Here is a 19,583-nt window from a genome sequence, read left to right on the forward strand (position 1 = left end):
AAAAAGCCGGCAGTCACGCCGGCTTCGTTTCGATCAGTCCAGTGGCTGAACAGTCTTCTTCACCTGCTCCGGGAAGAACAACCGCTGCAATTCCAGCCCAGGCTGATCAGCGCGCATGAACGCCTCACCCACCAGGAACGAGTAAACCTCGTTGATTGCCATCAGCTCTACATCGGCCCGGTTGAGGATACCGCTCTCGGTAATCGCCAGGCGATCACGCGGAATACGCGGCAGCAGGTCAAGGGTGGTTTCCAGGCTGACCTCAAAGGTGTGCAGGTTGCGGTTGTTCACCCCCACCAGCGGTGTATCGAGGGTTTTCAACGCACGCTCCAGCTCATCGCCGTCATGCACTTCGACCAACACATCAAGGCCTACAGCCTTGGCTGTGGCAGCCAGTTCGGCCATCTTCACGTCATCCAGCGCCGAGACGATCAACAGCACGCAGTCAGCGCCCAGTGCACGGGCCTCGACGATCTGGTAGGGGTCGATCATGAAATCCTTGCGGATCACCGGCAGCGACACTGCCGCGCGCGCCTGCTGCAGGTACACATCCGCGCCTTGGAAGTAATCCACATCGGTCAACACCGACAGGCAGGTCGCCCCGCCCTTCTCGTAGCTGACGGCGATTTCCGCTGGCACGAAGTGCTCGCGTATCACGCCCTTGCTCGGCGACGCCTTCTTGATCTCGGCAATGACCGCCGGCTGCTTGCGCTTGGCCTGCTCGATCAGCGCATTGGCAAAACCACGTGGCGCGTCGGCGGCCTTGGCCAGGCGCTCCAGCTCAGCCAGGCTGACCCGGGCACTGCGCTCGGCCACTTCCTCAACTTTGCGGGCGATGATCTTTTCCAGCACGGTCGGTACGCTCATGCTTCGTTCTCCAGCTTGAATACGGCGGTGAAGGCACCCAGCTCCTGCAGCTTTTCCCAGGCAAGGCCGGTGTGCAGCACGTCATGGGCAAGCTCCACGCCCTGTGCCAGGGTCATGGCATGATCCGCGGCGTACAGCGCGGCGCCCGCATTGAGCACGATCATTTCCGCGGCTTTCTGGCCGTTCTCGGTCTTGCGTCGGCCCAGGGCATCACGAATCAGCTCGAAGGAGGCCTGTGGGCCTTCAACCGCCAGGCCATGCAGGCTTTGGCTCTTCATGCCAAGGTCTTCCGGCTCTACCCAATACTCGGTGATCTGGCCATTTTTCAGCTCGGCGACAAACGTCGGCGCCGCCAGGCTGAACTCGTCCAGGCCGTCCTTGGAATGCACCACCAGCACGTGCTTGCTGCCCAACCGCTGCAGCACTTCGGCCAGCGGGCGGCACAGGGCCTGGGTGAACACGCCGACCACCTGGTGCTTCACACCGGCCGGATTCGTAAGCGGGCCCAGCATGTTGAACAGGGTGCGCAGGCCCAACTCACGGCGCGGGCCAGCGGCGTACTTCATTGCCTTGTGATGGCTCTGGGCAAACATGAAGCCGATGCCCAGGCTGTCGATGCAGCGGGCGACCTGCACCGGGGTCAGGTTCAGGTAGATGCCAGCGGCTTCCAGCAAGTCGGCGCTACCGCTCTTGCCCGAGACCGCACGGTTACCGTGCTTGGCCACCGGGCAACCGGCCGCGGCGAGCACAAACGAGGAGGCGGTGGAGACGTTGAAGATGTTGGCGCCATCGCCACCGGTGCCGACGATATCGACCACCCCATCGAGGCTCTTCAGCTCAACCTTGTCGGCCAGCTCACGCATCACCGACACCGCGCCGACGATCTCGTCGATGCTCTCGCTTTTCATGCGCATGCCCATCAGGAAGGCGCCGATCTGCGCCTCACTGCATTGACCGGTCATGATCTGACGCATGACGTCGCTCATTTCTTCGGTGGACAAGTCCAGGTGACCGACGATGCGGCTCAGCGCGCTCTTGATATCCATGTTCGATCCTTAGCGGCGGCCGCCGGTCTGCTTGAGGAAGTTGGCGAACAGCTCGTGGCCCTGCTCGGTGAGGATGGACTCGGGGTGGAACTGCACCCCTTCGATATTCAGGGTTTTGTGGCGCAGGCCCATGATCTCGTCGACCGTACCGTCTGCATGGGCAGTCCAGGCAGTGACCTCCAGGCAATCGGGCAGGGTTTCACGCTTGACCACCAGGGAGTGGTAGCGAGTCACGGTCAGCGGGTTGTTGAGGCCGGCGAACACGCCCAGGTCGCGGTGCAGCACAGGGCTGGTCTTGCCGTGCATCACCTGGCGGGCACGCACGACGTCGCCGCCAAATGCCTGGCCGATGGACTGGTGGCCCAGGCAGACGCCCAGAATCGGCAGTTTGCCAGCAAAGTGCAGGATCGCCTCGATCGACACACCCGCCTCGCTCGGCGTGCAGGGGCCAGGGGAGACAACGATGCGCTCCGGGTTGAGGGCTTCGATTTCAGCGATGGTCATTTCGTCATTGCGAATGACCTTGACCTCGGCACCTAGCTCGCCGAGGTATTGGACGACGTTGTAAGTGAATGAGTCGTAGTTGTCGATCATCAGTAACATCGGGCTAAACCTCTTGAATCTACTGACTTCAGAATACGAACCTTCCTACACCGCCCGCAGCATGGCATTGCCACTAAGGGCATTCGGAAACGGATAAGAAGGCAAACAGAAACGGGCCGGGCTGGCCGGCAGGAGATAAAGTCAGGCGCGCCAACGCCAACGGGCGTGGGCCTTGATAACGCGCATCAAGAGTTTGCTGACGATCAACACAGGATAGGTCTCGCTCATACGTCCCGGCACAGTAGCCTACCGGGGCGATGGGCGCAATATGCCTGTAAACACGGGGAAACGAATGGACTTGGGAGACAAGCCCCGCGATTTGCTATGGTCGATCGGGTAGTCCTCATAAAAACAAAGAAAAGGATGTTCTCTGATGCGAAAAGCTCCCTTGTTGCGATTTACCCTCGCCTCTTTGGCCCTGGCCTGCAGCCAGGCATTCGCTGCCCCTTCCCCTTATTCGACCTTGATCGTATTTGGCGACAGCCTGAGTGACGCCGGCCAATTTCCTGACCTGACCGGCGGTACGGCAGGCCAGCGTTTCACCAACCGCGATGCCGACGGTAACTTCGCGCCGGTTTCGCCGATGATTCTTGGCGGTCGGCTGGGCATCGGGCAAGACGAACTCAACCCCTCCACGTCGGTCGGCATCCGGCCTGATGGCAACAACTGGGCAGTGGGCGGCTACACGACACAGCAGATTCTCGATTCGATCACCGAGTCATCGAAAGTGATCGTCCCCCCCAATGGACCGGCGCCAGGCTTTGTCTTCCGTGAACGCCCCGGCTACCTGGCCAATGGCCTACGTGCAGACCCCAACGCGCTCTATTACCTCACCGGTGGCGGTAACGACTTCCTCCAGGGCCTGGTGAACAGCCCCGCCGATGCCGCCGCTGCTGGAGGCCGGCTGGCTGCCAGCGCCCAAGCCCTGCAACAAGGCGGCGCCCGCTACATCATGGTCTGGTTGCTGCCCGACCTGGGCCAAACGCCGAACTTCAGCGGCACCCCGCAACAGAACCCGCTGTCGCTGCTGTCGGGCGTGTTCAACCAGTCACTGCTCAATCAACTCGGGCAGATCGACGCCGAGATCATCCCACTGAACATTCCGGTATTACTGGGTGAGGCCTTGGCCAGCCCGACCCAATTCGGCTTGGCCAGCGGCCAGAACCTGGTCGGCACCTGCTACAGCGGTCAAGGCTGCGTCGAGAACCCGGTCTACGGCATCAACGGCGCCACTCCGGACCCAACCAAACTGCTGTTCAACGACTCGGTACACCCGACCATTGCCGGCCAGCAGTTGATAGCCGACTACGCCTACTCGATCATCTCCGCCCCCTGGGAACTGACCCTGTTGCCGGAAATGGCCCACGCCACCCTGCGCGCCCACCAGGACGAGCTGCGCAACCAGTGGCAAACGCCCTGGCAAGCCGTGGGGCAATGGCAGGCCTTCGTCGCCACCGGCGCGCAGGACCTGGACTTTGACGGCCAGCGCAGCGCGGCCAGCGGCGACGGCCGTGGCTACAACCTGACTCTGGGTGGCAGCTACCGTTTGAACGATGCCTGGCGCCTGGGCCTGGCGGGTGGCGTATACCGGCAGAAACTGGAGGCGGGTGAACAGGACTCGGACTACAAGCTCGACAGCTACCTGGCCACGGCGTTCGCCCAATACCGCCAGGACCACTGGTGGGCCGATGCTGCACTGACGGCCGGGCACTTGGACTACAGCGACCTCAAACGCACCTTCGCCCTGGGCGTAAATGACCGCAGCGAAAAAGGCGATACCGATGGCGAAGCGTGGGCGGTGACGGGTCGGCTGGGTTACAACCTGGCCGCCGAGAGCAGCCCTTGGCAACTGGCGCCGTTCATCAGCGCCGACTATGCCCGGGTCAAGGTCGATGGTTATGACGAGAAGAGCGGGCGCTCGACAGCGCTGGGCTTCGATGACCAGGAACGTACCTCCCGGCGGCTCGGTATTGGGCTGTTAGGCAGTGTGCAGGTGGCAACGGGGACGCGGCTGTTTGCCGAGGTTGCCCAGGAGCACGAGTTCGAGGATGACCAACAGGACGTGACGATGCACCTGACGACGTTGGCGGCGCACGACTTCACCCTGACCGGGTATACGCCGCACAGTGACCTGACCCGGGCCAGCTTGGGCTTGAGCCATGAGCTGATGGCGGGGGTGCATGTGCGAGGGAATTACAACTGGCGCAAGAGTGATGAGTTGACGCAGCAGGGGGTGAGCCTGGCGGTAAGCTTGGACTTCTGAGTGGTTTGGGCGCTGAGGAAGCGGGTTCACCCACTCCCTCATGCCGGCGAGGGGCTGCACAGCAGCCCCCAATTCCCAGCATTACTTGGCGGACGTCTGCTCAGCCAACGCCACCGCGCGGAACATCGCGCGGCGCTTGTTGATGGTTTCTTCCCACTCCAGCGCCGGCACGGAGTCGGCCACGATGCCGCCACCCGCCTGCACATGCAGCTCGCCGTCCTTGATCACCGCAGTGCGGATGGCAATCGCGGTGTCCATGTTGCCGTTCCAGGCAAAGTAGCCCACTGCACCGCCGTAAACGCCACGCTTGACCGGCTCCAGCTCGTCGATGATCTCCATGGCGCGGATTTTCGGTGCACCCGACAACGTGCCGGCTGGCAGAATCGCCCGCAATGCATCCATGGCGGTAAGGCCTTCACGCAGCTGACCGGTGACGTTGGACACGATGTGCATCACGTTGGAGTAACGCTCGATCACCATCTTCTCGGTCAGGCGCACGCTGCCGGTCGAGGACACACGGCCCACGTCGTTGCGGCCCAGGTCGATCAGCATCAGGTGCTCGGCAATCTCTTTCTCGTCCGACAGCAAGTCGTCTTCCAGCGCACGGTCGGCTTCTTCCGTCGCACCCCGTGGGCGCGTACCGGCAATCGGGCGCACGGTGACCAGGTTGTCCTCGACACGCACCAGCACTTCAGGCGAACTGCCGACCACATGGAAGTCGCCGAAATTGAAGAAGTACATGTACGGCGTCGGGTTGAAGCAGCGCAACGCACGGTACAGGTCGATGGGCGCAGACTTGAAGTCGATCGACATGCGCTGGGACGGCACCACCTGCATGCAGTCACCGGCCAGGATGTACTCCTTGATGCGGCCAACCGCGTTCTCGTAATCCTCGCGGGTATAGCTGGAGCGGAATTCCGGCTCGGCGGCGAGCGGGCCGCTCAGGTCCAGGCCACGGCGCGGGGTAATCGGCTGGCGCAGGGTCTCCAACAACCCGGCCAGGCGAGCCTTGCCCTGTTCGAAGGCTTGCTCTTCGGCCGGGTCGACCAGCACGATTGCATGCATCTTGCCCGCCAGGTTGTCGAACACCACCACGGCGTCAGACACCATCAGCAGGATATCCGGCACGCCCAGCGGGTCCGGGTTCGGGCTCGCGCCCAGACGCTTCTCCACATAGCGCACGCAGTCATAGCCGAAGTAGCCGACCAGCCCACCGTTGAAACGCGGCAGCCCGGGAATATCCGCGACCTTGTAGCGGTCCTTGAACGACTCGACGAAGGCCAGCGGGTCGTCGACGTCGTGGCGCTCTACCTCGACGCCATCCTGCAGGATACTGACGTGGTAGCCATGCACACGCATCACCGTGCGCGATGGCAGGCCGATCATCGAGTAACGCCCCCACTTCTCGCCGCCCTGTACGGATTCGAGCAAATAGGAGTTGGGCTGGTCGGCCAGTTTCAGGTAGATCGACAGCGGCGTGTCGAAGTCGGCCAGGGTTTCACAGGCCAGGGGGATGCGGTTGTAGCCGGCAGCGGCCAGGCGCAGGAATTCTTCGCGGGTCATGAGTAGCCTCGTGGCAAGCAGCAGTAAGGTCAGGCAAACGGACGGGCCGGCAGCGGCCGGCGAGCAGAAGTCAGGCGCGCCAACGCCAACGGGCCAGGGCCTTGATGACTTTCATCCAGAATTTGCCAGTAACCGCCACGGTGGACTCTCTGTCTTGTGAGGCTTGAAGGTCCGCCAACGTTATCCCAGTGGCCGGGTCTGCGCAACCGGGCAGCAGTGCACGCAGGTCGTCGATCACCAGGCTCGGCGATTCGTCGTTGATCGGCCGGCCGTGGTTGTAGCCGTAGGTCAGGCCCACGCACTGCACACCGGCGGCCTTGGCGGCCAGCACATCGCTGCGCGAATCGCCGACGAACAGCGACTGTTGCGGCGTAACACCGGCCATCTGCATGACGAACAGCAGTGCCGCGGGGTCGGGTTTCTTTTGTGGCAGGGTGTCTCCGCCGATGATCCAGCGGAAGTAGCGACCGATTTTCATCTGGTCCAGCAGCGGGGCGACGAAGCGCTCGGGCTTGTTGGTGATCAGCGCCATCTCCACGCCTTGCTTGCGCAGCCAGCGCAGGGTGTCGCGCACGCCGGGGTAGACCACGGTCAGTTCATGGCTTTCGGCATAGGCCTCCATGAACAGCGCCAGCGCCTGTTCGGCCAGCGCATCGTCCACCGAGGCATGCTCGATGCCCCCGGCCAGCGCCCGGCGCACCAGCACCTGGGCACCGTTGCCAACCCAGTGGCGTACGGCGTCCAAGCCCGCTGGCGGGCGCCCAAGTTCGAGCAGCATGCGGTCCACGGCGGCGGCCAGGTCTGGCACGGAGTCGATCAGGGTACCGTCCAGATCGAACATCACCAGCCTTGGCAGCGTCCCTGGGAACAGCTGCTCGAAGCCGCTCATGGGCGGGCCTGGGCCAGTTCGGCGCGCATTTTGGCGATGACTTCCTGATAGTCCGGGGCATTGAAGATGGCCGAACCGGCAACGAAGGTGTCAGCGCCAGCAGCGGCGATTTCGCGGATATTGTTGACGTTGACGCCACCGTCGATTTCCAGACGGATATCGCGGCCACTGGCGTCGATCAGCGCGCGCGCCTCACGCAGCTTGTCGAGGGTGCCGGGGATGAACTTCTGCCCGCCAAAGCCTGGGTTGACGCTCATCAGCAGGACCATGTCGACTTTGTCCATCACATACTTGAGGACATCGAGGCTGGTCGCCGGGTTGAACACCAGGCCGGCCTTGCAACCACCGTCGCGGATCAGCTGCAGCGAGCGGTCGATGTGCTGGCTGGCTTCCGGGTGGAAGGTGATGTAAGTGGCGCCGGCTTCGATGAAGTCGCCGATGATGCGGTCGACCGGGCTGACCATCAGGTGCACATCGATCGGGGCGGTCACGCCGTACTTGCGCAGGGCGGTGCACACCATCGGGCCGATGGTCAGGTTGGGGACGTAGTGGTTGTCCATCACATCGAAGTGAACGATGTCGGCACCCGCGGCCAGCACCTTGTCGACGTCCTCGCCCAAGCGGGCGAAATCGGCGGAGAGAATGGAGGGGGCAATAGCGTAGGGCTGCATGGCGCACCTGTAGGTCAGAATCACGGTGGCGCGTATTGTAACTCAGGCGAACGGGTAGAGGCTGATTGGTATCAATCCGTGTCGACCGGTGCCCATCTATTGCCAGTGCCCGCGTAAAGGCCGGCACTGGCAACATCAATCAAGCAGGCTGCTGAGTTCTCAGCTTCTCGCTACGCCCACGCAACCACTCCAGGGTCAGCAGCAGCACCACCGAAAACGCGATCAGCAACGTGGCCGCCGCCGCAATGGTCGGGCTCAGGTTCTCGCGGATACCGCTGAACATCTGCCGTGGCAAGGTCGCCTGCTCGGGCCCGGCGAGGAACAACGTCACCACCACCTCGTCGAACGACGTCGCAAAGGCAAACAGCGCACCCGAGATCACCCCTGGGGCGATCAACGGCAGGGTCACCCGGCGGAACGCCACCAGCGGCGAAGCACCCAGGCTGGCCGCAGCGCGCACCAGATTGTAGTTGAAGCCCTGCAACGTCGCCGACACGGTGATGATGACGAACGGCACACCCAACACCGCATGCACCAGGATCAGCGAGGTAAAGCTGTTGCCCATCCCCAAGGGTGCGAAGAACAGGTAACTGGCCACACCGATGATCACCACCGGCACTACCATCGGCGAAATCACCAGCGCCATCACCAGCGACTTGCCCGGGAAGTCGCCGCGAGTCAGGCCAATCGCCGCCAACGTACCGAACAGCATCGCCAGCACCGTGGCCGCCGGGGCGACGATGATGCTGTTCTTCAGTGCCCGCATCCACTCGGCAGAGCCGAAGAAGTCCTGGTACCACTGCAGCGAAAAGCCCTGCAACGGGTACACCAGAAAGCTGCCACTGTTGAACGACAGCGGCACGATCACCAGCACCGGCAAAATCAGAAACAGCAGGATCAAGCCGCAAAGAATGCGCAGGCTGTAGTACCAGACCCGCTCCACGGGTGACATGTAAGGGCTCAGCATGACAAGGCTCCTCAGCTCAGGCGCAGGCGGCTGGCGCCGACCAGCCAGCTATAGATCAGGTACAACAGCACGGTCGCCAGCAGCAGCAGGCCGCCCAGCGCGGTCGCCATGCCCCAGTTGATGCTGGTGTTGGTATAGAAGGCCACGAAGTAGCTGACCATCTGGTCGTTCGGGCTGCCCAGCAATGCCGGGGTGATGTAGTAGCCGATCGCCAGGATGAACACCAGCAGGCAGCCCGCGCCAACACCGGCGTAGGTCTGCGGGAAGTACACCCGCCAGAAGCTGGCGAACGGGTGGCAACCCAGCGAGATGGCCGCACGCATGTAGCTGGGCGAAATGCCCTTCATCACGCTGTACAGCGGCAGGATCATGAACGGCAGCAGGATATGGACCATCGAGATGTACACACCGGTGCGGTTGAACACCAGCTCCAGCGGTTCATCGATGATGCCCATGGCCATCAGCGCACTGTTGATCAACCCGCCCGACTGCAGCAGCACGATCCACGCCGCCACCCGCACCAGGATCGAGGTCCAGAACGGCAGTAGCACCAGAATCATCAGCAGGTTGCTCTGCCGGGCCGGCAGATTGGCCAGCAAGTACGCCAGCGGGTAGGCCAGCACCAGGCAGATGGCGGTGATCACCACCCCCATCCACAGGGTGCGGGCAAAGATATCCAGGTAAATGGCCTGGTCAGGCGTGGCCTTGGCCAGCTCGCCAAGGTCATCGATACGGTGGTCGAGCGACGCCAGCAGGTAGAACGAGGTGACCGAGCTGGTATTGCGGCGGATCGCCTGCCAGTAGGCCGGGTCGCCCCAACGCTCATCGAGGGTTTGCAGTGCTTCTTTATAAGAGGCAGGTTCAGCCTTGAACGGCAACGCTCGGGCGGTCTTGGTCAACAGGCTGCGGTAGCCCGCCAGTTCCATGTTCAGGCGCTTGGAGAGGTCGCCCAGGGTCTGGTTCTTGCGCGACTCAGCCAGGTCCTGGCTCAGTGCCTTGTATACCGCCTCACCGGGCAAGCTCTTGCCATCCCACTGCGACACCGCTTCGACGGTACGCGGCAGGCCGGCGACCACCTCCGGGTTGCCGACGCTCTTGTACAACAGCGCGGCGATCGGCACCAGAAACACCAGCAGAAGGAACAGCGCCAGCGGCGCGATCAACGCCTGCGCCTTCCAGCGGTTGACCCGCTCGGCGTGCTTGAGGCGCTGCTTGAGACTTGGACCTGCGCCTTCGTTGAGGGGCACTGCAATGGCCATGGCGAACTCCGTAAAAACCGGCTGAAATCAGGGCTGCTGCGCAGCCATCGCCGGCAAGCCGGCCCCCACAGATACAGCGTTGGGCTCAGGCGCTACGCCTGGCCTGTGGGAGCCGGCTTGCCGGCGATGAGCCGCGTAGCGGCTCCTTGTCGTTTACTTCTTCGCCGCCCAGGCGTTGAAGCGTTGCTCCAGCTGCTCGCTGTTGTCAGCCCAGAAGCCCACGTCGATCTGCACCTGGTTGGCAATGTTTTCAGGCGTGGTCGGCATGTCTTTCTTCACCTCGTCCGACAGCAGGCTCACGGCCTTGGAGTTGGCCGGGCCGTAGGCGATGTTCTCGGAGTAGGTTTTCTGCTGCTCGGGCTGAACGCTGTAGGCGATGAACTTCTTCGCCTCTTCGACGTTCTTGGCGCCTTTTGGAATTGCCCAGGCATCGAAGTCGTAGATGCCGCCGTTCCACACCACCTTGAGGTTGCTCTCTTTCTGCACGGCGGCGATCCGGCCGTTATAGGCCGAGCTCATGACCACGTCGCCCGAGGCCAGGAACTGCGGCGGTTGGGCGCCGGCTTCCCACCACTGAATGCTGGGTTTGAGTTCATCGAGCTTCTTGAAGGCGCGGTCTTGGCCTTCCTTGGTAGCCAGCACGGTGTAGACGTCCTTGGGCGCAACGCCATCGGCCATCAGGGCGAATTCCATCGTGTACTTGGCGCCTTTGCGCAGGCCACGCTTGCCCGGGAACTGCTTGGTGTCCCAGAAATCGGCCCAGCTGGTAGGCGCCGTCTTGAGCTTGTCGGCGTTGTAGGCCAGTACCGTCGACCAGACGAAGAAGCCCACGCCGCATTGCTGGATGGCACCCGGCACATAGTCGGCTGCATCGCCGAACAGCGCAGGGTCGAGTTCTTCGAACATGCCCTCGTCGCACCCGCGGGACAGCTCTGGCGACTCGACTTCCACCAGGTTCCAGGACACGCTCTTGGTGTCGACCATGGCCTTGACCTTGGCCATTTCACCGTTGTACTCACCGGCGACGATCTTGCCGTTACCCGCTTTTTCCCAAGGCTCGTAGAACGCCTTGACCTGGGCGGCCTTGTTGGCGCCACCGAAAGAGATCACGGTCAGGTCGGCCGCCATGGCCTGGCCAGCGGCGAACAGCCCTAGGGCCAGGGCGGTCAGTTTCAACTGCTTGTGCATTATTATTCTCTCCACAGTACAGGGTTGGTGAAGCAATCCATCAATGGGCTTCGGCAATCGGATCGAGCGCGCGGGCGTGCTCCACCTCCCAGCCCAGCGGTACCACATCGCCCACGGCCAGCGCCGGGTCGAGCTCGGCGATCGGCTGCTTCACGAAGAAGTCGGCCTTGCCACAGACTTCCAGGCGTACCCGTACGTGGTCGCCCAGGTAAATGAACTCGGCCACACGGCCAGAGAAGCGGTTGACGCAATTTTCGCTGTGGCCATTGAGGCGCACCCGTTCCGGGCGGATCGACAAGGTCACCGGCTCACCGGCCTGGCCGACATTCACCGCCAGCGCCTCGACCCGCTCGCCCCGCGCCAGCTGCACCTGGCAGCGATGGCCATCACTGGCCAGCAGGGTGCCGTTGATGCGGTTGTTCTCACCGATGAAGTTGGCGACGAAGGTGTTGCACGGCTTTTCATAGAGGGTGCGTGGGTCGGCGATCTGCTGGATTTCGCCCTGGTGGAACACCGCCACCCGGTCAGACATGGTCAGCGCCTCGCCCTGGTCGTGGGTCACATACACCACAGTCACTCCCAGGCGCTGGTGGATATGCTTGATCTCCATCTGCATGTGTTCACGCAGCTGCTTGTCGAGTGCGCCCAGGGGTTCGTCCATCAGCACCAGCTGTGGCTCGAACACCAGGGCCCGCGCCAGGGCCACCCGCTGCTGCTGGCCACCGGACAGCTGGCCGGGGTAGCGCTTGGCAAAGGCATTGAGCTGCACCATGTTGAGCACACGCTTGACCCGCTCGCTGATATCAGTCTTGCTCAGGTTGCGCACGGTCAGCGGGAAGGCCAGGTTTTCGGCCACGGTCATGTGTGGGAACAGCGCGTAGTTCTGGAACACCATGCCGATGTCGCGCTTGTGCGGCGGCACGTTGTTGATCGAACGCCCGGCCAGCTGGATCTCGCCGGCGGTGGGGGTTTCGAAACCGGCCAGCATCATCAGGCTGGTGGTCTTGCCCGAGCCGGACGGGCCGAGCAAGGTGAGGAACTCGCCCTTGCGGATGTCCAGGTTGAGGTCTTTGACGATCAGCGACTCGCCGTCGTAGCTCTTCTGCACACCACGGAAGCTGACCAGCGTTTCGCTGGTTGCAGCGTTCGAATTCGCCTCGCTCATGCCTGCACCTTCTTGTTGGATGACTGCGTAGGCAAAGACTAGACAAGACGCAAACGCCCGAAAATCGGGGGTACTGAGAGAATGCCATCATCCAGATGGAAGATTCTGTGTAGGGATCGCCCTACAAGAATGGCGGGGATTGAACACCTTCCCAAGCATTGCACCCAACCTGTGGGAGCGGGCTTGCCCGCGAAAGCGGCAGCACAGGCACCGCGATCCGCAGGCCAGACCTCTTCGCGGGCAAGCCCGCTCCCACAAGGTCGGTGGCAGGCTCAAAAAGCCTGCAGGTCGCAATCAGACCAGCTTGTGCTCCATGGCGTACTTCACCAGTTCCGCCAGTGAGTTCACCTTGAGCTTCTGCATCAACCGCGCCTTGTGGGTACTGATGGTCTTGCTCGACAGCGCCAGTTGCTGGGCAATGTCGTTGACGTTGGCGCCCTGGGCCAGGCGCTCGAACACCGAAAACTCCCGCTCCGAGAGCAGGGTGTGCAACGGCCGGGACTCGGTCAGGCCCACCTCGAAGACCATGCGGTCGGCCAACGCTGGGTCGATATAGCGCCCACCCCCGGCAACCCGCCGAATAGCGGTCAGCAGCAAGGCAGGGTCACTGTCCTTGGTGGCATAACCTGCGGCACCGGCCTTGAGCGCCCGCGCCGCCATCTGCGCCTCGTCATGCATCGACAACATCAGGATCGCCGGAGGGTCGTTCAGGGCGCGGATTCTGGGGATGGCCTCAAGGCCGCTGACGCCGGGCATCGAGATATCCAGCAACACCACTTCACACGGCATATGGCGCAAGGCTTCGAGCAACTGCTCGCCATTGCCGGCCTCACCCACCACTTGCATGTCCTTGGCCAGGCCAATCAATTGCTTGATGCCTTCACGGACAATGGTGTGGTCTTCCGCCACCAGCACTCGAATCACGATCGGTCTCCTACTCCAACGGAATGGCCACGCTCAGGCTGGTGCCCTCGCCCGGTTCACTGTCCAGCGTCATGCTGCCACCCAGCATCAGCACGCGCTCGCGCACGCCCACCAGGCCGAACGAGGTGGGCCGGGTCTGATCGCGGCAAAAACCCGTGCCGTCGTCGCTGACGGTCATGCGCAATTGCCCCGCTTCACGCACCAGTTCGATCTCTACGCTGTGCGCCTGGGCATGGCGCATGACATTGGTCAGCGCCTCCTGAAGGATACGAAACAGCCCGGTCGCCTTGGCATCACTCAATGCTGGCAGATTATCCGGTACCTGCACCAGGCAGGGAATCTGTGTACGCGCCTCGAAACGCCGTGCTTGCCACTCGATGGCCGAGGCGATACCAGCGTCGAGAATGGGCGGGCGCAATGCCGTGGCCACATCGCGCACCAGCTGGAACAGCTGCGCGATCAGGCGCTTCATGCTCGACAAACGCTCGTTAAGCCCCGGATCCAGCTCGGCAAAGGCCAGCTCACACATCGAGACTTCGAGCTTGAGCACGGTCAGCATCTGCCCCAGCTCATCGTGCACTTCGCGGGCGATGCGGGCCTTTTCTTCTTCGCGCACGCTCTCCAGGTGCGCCGACAGTTCGCGCAGTTGCTCTTGGGAGCGCGCCAACGCCAGTTCTGCCCGCTTGCCCTGGGTGATGTCCCAGACGATACCGTCCCACACCACCCGGCCATCGGCCAGGCGCCGGGTACTGGCCTTGATGTCGGCCCAACGCTGTTCACCCTGGCGCGTGAGGATGCGCCCTTGCCAGGACCAGTCCTGGTTGCTGGCCAAGGCCAGGTCCTGCACCCGGTGATAGTCGCTGCGGTCTTCGGGGTGCACCAGGTTGCGCAGGCCCATGTGGGGGTGCTGGATTTCGGCAGGTGCGTAGCCGACCAAGGCCTCGCTGCCTTCGCTAATGTAGGGGAACTCCAGGTCGCCTTCGGCCGGGTCACGTTCCAGCCGGAACACCAGCCCCGGCACGTTGCCGGCGATGCCTTTGAGGCGCGCTTCACTTTCGCGCAGCGCTGCCAGTGCGCGGTGGCGCTCGGTGACATCAGCGATGTACACCACCAGGTACTCGGCATCACGAAAACGCAGGAAGCTTAACGAAAGCTCCACCGGCAACACGCTGAGGTCGGCGCGCTGGCAGTGGGTCTCGAATTGCCCCACACCCCCTTCGCCCGCCCGCGCGCCGCGCCAAAGCTCCAGCCAACGGTCCATGTTCAAGTTTGGCTCGAAGTCGCTCAGCGGGCGTTCCAGCAAGGCGCCCTCACCATAGCCCAGCATGCGCTCTGCGGCATGGTTGGCATAACGGACATGGCTGTCCCAATTGACCCACAAAATGCCCACGGTGCTCTGGTCGATGGCGAACTGGCTCAGCCGCAGCGCCTCTTCACGCACTTGGCGCTCAGCCAGGTTCTCGCGGGTGGCCAGCAGGCTACGTTCCAGTTGGCGCTGCTGGCGGCGCTGCCAGATCAACGTGGCCAGCGCACACAGCAACAACATGCCAAACAGCATGGCGAGGTTTTGCCAGAAGCCTGCCGACTCGCTCAAGCGTGGGTACTTGGGTTGCAACCAGCGTTGGTGAAGTTGTTCCAAGGCCTTGGCCGGCATGGCCTGCAGGCCCCGTTCGAGCACGTCGGCCAGCAACGGCCAGTCGCGCCGCGAACCCACCCGCAGCAGCTGCGGCAGGCCAATATCGCCAACCACCGCCAGCTCGCCGAACTCGCTTTCACGCGACAGGCGGCTGAGCTGGGCTTCATCGAGCACCGCGTAGCTGGCCTGGCCACCCACGACCAACTGCAAGGCCTCGCGCTCGTTGGGCACGCCCTGCAGGTTGAGCGTGCCGTAGTTGCTGCGCAGGTAGTCCGCCAACGGGCTGGGCATGCGCACCGCGACGCGCTGATCGGGTTCGAGTTTTTCAAGCTCGACGGCCATGGCGCCTGTGCGTGGGCCGACCACCAGCTGCGGCACGCGCATGTACGGGTCGCTGAACAGCCACAGGCGCAGGCTTGCCGGGGTTTGTGTCAGGCCGGGGGCAAAATCGATTTCACCGGCCTGCAACGCGTGCTCGAGGCTGGCCTGGTCGGCAAAGTTGCGCCAGGTGAGGTCCAGCCTCAGTGCCTGCGCCAACGCGTTCACCAACTCGACGTTGGCCCCGTACAGTTGCTGCAAGCGCCGGTCGAACTGCGCATAAGGCGCTTGCAGCACCAGGCCGACACGCAGGCTGCGGTGGGTGTCCAACCACTGCTGTTGCGCGGGCTCAAGGGCAACGCTCGGCACGGCTTCAGGCCTTGCCAAGGCGATCAAGGGCAGCCACAAGCAGCCGATAACCAACAGGCGACGCATTCGCTTCATCTACACGCTCGTCTTGGCAAGGGCGGCCCTAACATGGCCGTCGCGGGCAAATACTATTAGGCTGCCGGTATCATTCTGGCCTTGGGTTGACGCATGTCCACACTTTATCGCACGACGCTGGCAATGTGCTGCCTAGCCTCGATCCTTCCGCTCGGCGCCATGGCCGCCGACGCTGAAAAACCACCGACCACCGCCGAGGCCCCACCGGCCGAAGCCACCCGCCCGCCCCTGCTGGAACGCAGCCAGGAAGACGCCCTGGCCCTGGAGCGCCTGGTGCCCAAGGCCGAGCAGCAAACTCTGCAGGCGGGTGCCGAAAGCTTCCTGGCACTGTGGAAGCCGGCCAACAGCAACGACCCCAAAGGTGCGGTGATCCTCGTGCCCGGTGCCGGTGAGACGGCCGACTGGCCGAACGCCGTCGGCCCGTTGCGGCGCAAGTTCCCCGATGTGGGCTGGCACAGCCTCAGCGTCAGCCTGCCCGACCTGCTTACCGACAGCCCGCAGGCGCGTGTCGAAGCCAAACCCGCAGCGGCCCCTGCCAAGGACGAGGGCGAAACAGCCCCCGCCAAAGACACACCGACCGATGCCAATGCCAACGTCGCCCAGGCGACTGCCGCCGACCCCGACACGGCAGAAAGCACCGATGCCGCACAGGCCAGCGAGCAGAATGACCCGGCCGACGCCGAACGTATTTTCGCCCGCCTCGACGCGGCGGTGGCTTACGCGCAACAGCATGACTCACGCAGCATCGTGCTGATCGGCCATGGCAGTGGCGCGTACTGGGCAGCCCGCTACCTGAGCGAGAAACAACCCGCGCAGGTGCAAAAGCTGGTGATGATCGCCGCGCAGACGCCGGCCCGGGTGGAACATGACCTGGAAAGCCTCGCGCCGACCCTCAAGGTGCCGACCGCCGACGTGTATTACGCCACCCGCACGGGCGATCGCCGTGCAGCGGAACTGCGCTTGCAGGCCAGCAAACGGCAGAAGGACAGCCAATACCGCCAGTTGTCGCTGATTGCCATGCCCGGTAACAAGGCCGCTGAACAGGAACAATTGTTCCGCCGGGTGCGCGGGTGGATGAACCCGCAAGAGTGAGCTGAAATCGATGGGGGTGCTTTGCACCCCTTTCGCGACACAAGGCCGCTCCCACAAGTTCGCGCAAAGCCCGAGGGATGCACAGCACTTGTGGGAGCGGCCTTGCGCCGCGAAAAGGGGCGCAAAGCGCTCCCGCTTTTCTACAAACCCCGCCGCTTGCGAATCAGCGCATACGCCTGATGCAACTCCCGGGTCCGCTCGGTCGCTGCACGCACCTGGGCATCCGTGGCACCGCTGCCCGCCAGCTTGTCCGGGTGATGGCGGCTAACCAGCCGGCGATAAGCCTGCTTGACCTTGTCGCCCTCGGTATCTGCCTCCACGGCCAGCAGGCGCATGGCTGCCGCATAGGTCATGGTGCCGCCGTCCAGCCCGGACTTGCGCGGCTCGTACTCCAGCGACATGGCTTGCACCTGCCGCCGGCTCAAGCCCAGCGTCTGCCCCCAGTCCAACAGCAAGTCGCGCTCTTTGGCGCCGACCTTGCCGTCGGCCCAGACCATGCGCCAACAGGCGCGCAAGGTCCCTTCGGCGGCATGCGGCTGCTCGCGGATACGACGCAGGTGGCCCGCCAGTCGGTCCTTGCCGGCCTTGCCGCGGTTGAACGCGGCAATCGCCCGCAGCCGGGCCGCGTCGGCCAGGTCCAGGCGCACCATCTCTTGGCGTGCCTGCTGGATATGCTGCTCGGCAACCCGGCCATCGCACTTGGCCAGCCTGCCCAGCAGCACGAACAGCAATTCTTCGTCACGCAAGGCCGGGCGCCCGCCCAAGCGCTCGCGCAGGTCCTCCCAGCCGCGCACCTGCAGGCGCCGGTCCATGGCCTGCCCTACCAGGGCACCGAGCAGGGCGCCCGGGATGCTGGCGACGGCAAAACCGGCACCGGCACCAATTACCGTGCTTGGCCACCACATGTCAGGCGCGCTCGCCGATCAGGCGTTCAGCCTGCGCCAGGCGCTCGAGCGTACCGACGTCGACCCAATGGCCACGGTAGTGCTCACCACTGACCTTGCCCTGCGCCATGGCCTGACGCAGCAGGGGTGCCAGCTTGAAAGCACCCGGCTGGCAACCGGCGAACAACGCCGGGTCCAGCACCGACAGGCCACTGAAGGTCAGGGTACCCGGTGCGTCGTCGCCATCCACGACCTGCTGGGCTACCAGGCGGAAGTCGCCACGGCCGTGATGGCCAGGGTTGTCGACCAGCACCAGATGCGCCAGGCCCGCAAGCGGCGCTTGCAGGCGAGCGAAATCGTAGTCGGTCCAGACGTCACCATTGATCAGCAGGAACGGCGCCTCGCCCAGCAACGGCAGGGCCTTGAAGATCCCGCCACCGGTTTCCAGCGGCTCACCCTCAGGTGAATAGCGGATGCTCAGGCCGAAGCGGCTGCCATCGCCCAGGTGATCTTCGATCTGCTGGCCGAGCCAGGCATGGTTGATCACCACCTCGGTAACCCCCGCAGCCGCCAAGGCACGCAGGTGGTATTCGATCAGCGGCTGACCGGCGACGGGCACCAGGGGTTTGGGGGTATGCAAGGTCAAAGGGCGCATGCGCTCGCCCTTGCCTGCCGCCAGGATCATCGCCTTCATGCACGCGCTCCGGCCTGGAGTTCCGCGATCAGTTCACCCAGCTCCGCCAACTCGGGGCGGCGCTTGATCACTTCATCTATATAGGCGAAGAAGCGCGGGACGTCTGTCAGGTAACGTGGCTTACCGTCGCGGTGGCAGATGCGGGCGAAAATACCGATGACCTTGAGGTGGCGCTGCACGCCCATCAGGTCGCTGGCACGGTGGAACGCCTCGAAGTCGGCCTGTACCGGAATGCCGGCCCCCTGCGCCTTTTGCCAGTAATCCCGCAGCCAGGCTTCGACACGGGCCTGTGGCCAGCTGAGGAAGGCATCCTTGAACAGGCAGGTGATGTCGTAGGTGACCGGGCCGTAAACGGCGTCTTGGAAGTCCAGCACGCCTGGGTTTGGCGTGCTCTGCATCAGGTTGCGCGGCATGTAGTCGCGGTGCACCAGCACCTTGGGCTGGGCCAGGGCACTGTCGATCAGCGCCTGGCTCACACGCTGCCAGGTGGCTTGCTGGGCTTCGGTAAGGGTCAGGCCAAGCGCCCGCCCGACGTACCACTCCGGGAACAGTTCGACTTCACGGCGCAGCAGGGCATCGTCGTAGCTCGGCAGTGGCGCGTCCATCGGCAGGCGCTGGAACGCCAGCAGCGCATCGATGGCGTCACTGAAAAGGACATCGGCGTTGTCGGCATCAATGATGTCCAGGTATGTCTGATGGCCCAGGTCGCCCAGCAGCAGGAAACCGCGCTCCAGGTCTTCGGCATGAATCACCGGCACATGCACACCGGCACTGGCCAGCAGGTGATCGATGGCGACGAACGGTCGGCAGTTCTCCTGCGGCGGCGGGGCGTCCATGATCACGAAACTGCGCCCAGCGCCCTGCCAGCGGAAGTAGCGACGGAAGCTCGCATCGCTGCTGGCGGCCGTCAGGCTACCTGCTGGCACTTCGCCCCAGGCGTTTTTCAGAAAAAGATTGTTGAGCTGCTCATCGAGCCAGACAGTCAGTTGTTGCAAGCGTACATCGTGATCAGGCATTACAAGGGTCTCCGACGGCCCTAGCCGTCAAGCGGGTCATGCTTTATTATCCAGCATCTTTTTCAGACCATCGAGAGGCGTGCGGCCCCACACG

17 protein-coding genes are annotated in these 19,583 nt (G+C 63.5%); 2 read left to right on the plus strand and 15 right to left on the minus strand.

The features are described 5' to 3' along the window. Nucleotides 1–33: 33 nt before the first annotated feature. From trpC to QOS90_RS16625, 3 genes are read right to left on the minus strand one after another with little or no spacing between them, the layout of a single operon-like run. Complete coding sequence (gene trpC / locus QOS90_RS16615) at nucleotides 34–867, minus strand: indole-3-glycerol phosphate synthase TrpC (protein ID WP_027594406.1); 834 nt, start codon at nucleotides 865–867, stop codon at nucleotides 34–36. Next, on the minus strand, nucleotides 864–1,913 hold the full coding sequence (gene trpD, locus QOS90_RS16620; protein ID WP_027594405.1) for an anthranilate phosphoribosyltransferase: 1,050 nt from the start codon (nucleotides 1,911–1,913) through the stop codon (nucleotides 864–866). The genes trpC and trpD overlap by 4 nt, the downstream gene beginning before the upstream one ends. A gap of 9 nt (nucleotides 1,914–1,922) precedes the next feature. Then, a complete protein-coding gene (locus QOS90_RS16625; RefSeq protein WP_027594404.1) occupies nucleotides 1,923–2,516 on the minus strand; it encodes an aminodeoxychorismate/anthranilate synthase component II in 594 nt (197 codons plus the stop codon). Nucleotides 2,517–2,889: 373 nt separating this feature from the next. Here QOS90_RS16625 and estP point away from each other — a divergent pair, with 373 nt between their 5' ends. Then, complete coding sequence (gene estP, locus QOS90_RS16630; RefSeq protein ID WP_085274078.1) at nucleotides 2,890–4,779, plus strand: esterase EstP; 1,890 nt, start codon at nucleotides 2,890–2,892, stop codon at nucleotides 4,777–4,779. An 81-nt stretch (nucleotides 4,780–4,860) separates the two neighbouring features. On the opposite strand, the gene trpE is transcribed toward estP, so the two are convergent. The 9 genes from trpE to QOS90_RS16675 all read right to left on the minus strand — a co-directional run bounded on the left by trpE (nucleotide 4,861) and on the right by QOS90_RS16675 (nucleotide 15,803). Further along, complete coding sequence (gene trpE, locus QOS90_RS16635) at nucleotides 4,861–6,342, minus strand: anthranilate synthase component I (RefSeq protein ID WP_027594402.1); 1,482 nt, start codon at nucleotides 6,340–6,342, stop codon at nucleotides 4,861–4,863. Between the two features lie 70 nt (nucleotides 6,343–6,412). After that, entirely contained in the window at nucleotides 6,413–7,231 is an 819-nt protein-coding gene (locus QOS90_RS16640) for a phosphoglycolate phosphatase (protein WP_027594401.1), read from the minus strand. Then, nucleotides 7,228–7,902, minus strand: coding sequence for a ribulose-phosphate 3-epimerase (gene rpe, locus QOS90_RS16645; protein WP_027594400.1), 675 nt, complete (start codon nucleotides 7,900–7,902; stop codon nucleotides 7,228–7,230). The genes QOS90_RS16640 and rpe overlap by 4 nt, the downstream gene beginning before the upstream one ends. 139 nt (nucleotides 7,903–8,041) lie before the next feature. Beyond that, nucleotides 8,042–8,869 carry an ABC transporter permease gene (locus QOS90_RS16650; RefSeq protein ID WP_027594399.1) on the minus strand — a complete coding sequence of 276 codons (828 nt, stop codon included), beginning with the start codon at nucleotides 8,867–8,869 and terminating at the stop codon, nucleotides 8,042–8,044. Between the two features lie 11 nt (nucleotides 8,870–8,880). Continuing rightward, nucleotides 8,881–10,128, minus strand: a complete 1,248-nt coding sequence (locus QOS90_RS16655) for an ABC transporter permease (protein WP_027594398.1) — start codon at nucleotides 10,126–10,128, stop codon at nucleotides 8,881–8,883. A gap of 153 nt (nucleotides 10,129–10,281) precedes the next feature. Continuing rightward, on the minus strand, nucleotides 10,282–11,316 hold the full coding sequence (locus tag QOS90_RS16660) for an ABC transporter substrate-binding protein (protein ID WP_085274077.1): 1,035 nt from the start codon (nucleotides 11,314–11,316) through the stop codon (nucleotides 10,282–10,284). A gap of 40 nt (nucleotides 11,317–11,356) precedes the next feature. Next, entirely contained in the window at nucleotides 11,357–12,481 is a 1,125-nt protein-coding gene (locus QOS90_RS16665; protein WP_027594396.1) for an ABC transporter ATP-binding protein, read from the minus strand. Between the two features lie 294 nt (nucleotides 12,482–12,775). Then, entirely contained in the window at nucleotides 12,776–13,408 is a 633-nt protein-coding gene (locus QOS90_RS16670; protein WP_172960400.1) for a response regulator, read from the minus strand. Between the two features lie 7 nt (nucleotides 13,409–13,415). Then, nucleotides 13,416–15,803: a PAS domain-containing sensor histidine kinase gene (locus QOS90_RS16675; RefSeq protein WP_085274076.1), complete on the minus strand. Its 2,388-nt coding sequence runs from the start codon at nucleotides 15,801–15,803 to the stop codon at nucleotides 13,416–13,418. 93 nt (nucleotides 15,804–15,896) lie between these two features. On the opposite strand from QOS90_RS16675, the gene QOS90_RS16680 reads away from it, so the two are divergent. Continuing rightward, on the plus strand, nucleotides 15,897–16,895 hold the full coding sequence (locus QOS90_RS16680; RefSeq protein ID WP_085274075.1) for an alpha/beta hydrolase family protein: 999 nt from the start codon (nucleotides 15,897–15,899) through the stop codon (nucleotides 16,893–16,895). Between the two features lie 140 nt (nucleotides 16,896–17,035). Here the strand turns inward: QOS90_RS16680 and QOS90_RS16685 are convergent, their stop codons facing one another. The 3 genes from QOS90_RS16685 to QOS90_RS16695 are packed head-to-tail and all read right to left on the minus strand — an operon-like array spanning nucleotide 17,036 to nucleotide 19,489. Then, nucleotides 17,036–17,800, minus strand: a complete 765-nt coding sequence (locus QOS90_RS16685) for a TerB family tellurite resistance protein (RefSeq protein ID WP_027594392.1) — start codon at nucleotides 17,798–17,800, stop codon at nucleotides 17,036–17,038. Between the two features lies 1 nt (nucleotide 17,801). After that, nucleotides 17,802–18,473, minus strand: a complete 672-nt coding sequence (gene murU, locus QOS90_RS16690; protein WP_085274074.1) for an N-acetylmuramate alpha-1-phosphate uridylyltransferase MurU — start codon at nucleotides 18,471–18,473, stop codon at nucleotides 17,802–17,804. Then, nucleotides 18,470–19,489: an aminoglycoside phosphotransferase family protein gene (locus QOS90_RS16695; protein WP_085274073.1), complete on the minus strand. Its 1,020-nt coding sequence runs from the start codon at nucleotides 19,487–19,489 to the stop codon at nucleotides 18,470–18,472. The genes murU and QOS90_RS16695 overlap by 4 nt, the downstream gene beginning before the upstream one ends. Between the last annotated feature and the right edge of the window lie 94 nt (nucleotides 19,490–19,583).

Origin of the sequence: Pseudomonas sp. LAIL14HWK12:I10, assembly GCF_900184205.1 — a bacterium.
In the GTDB taxonomy this organism is placed as follows: domain Bacteria; phylum Pseudomonadota; class Gammaproteobacteria; order Pseudomonadales; family Pseudomonadaceae; genus Aquipseudomonas; species Aquipseudomonas kermanshahensis.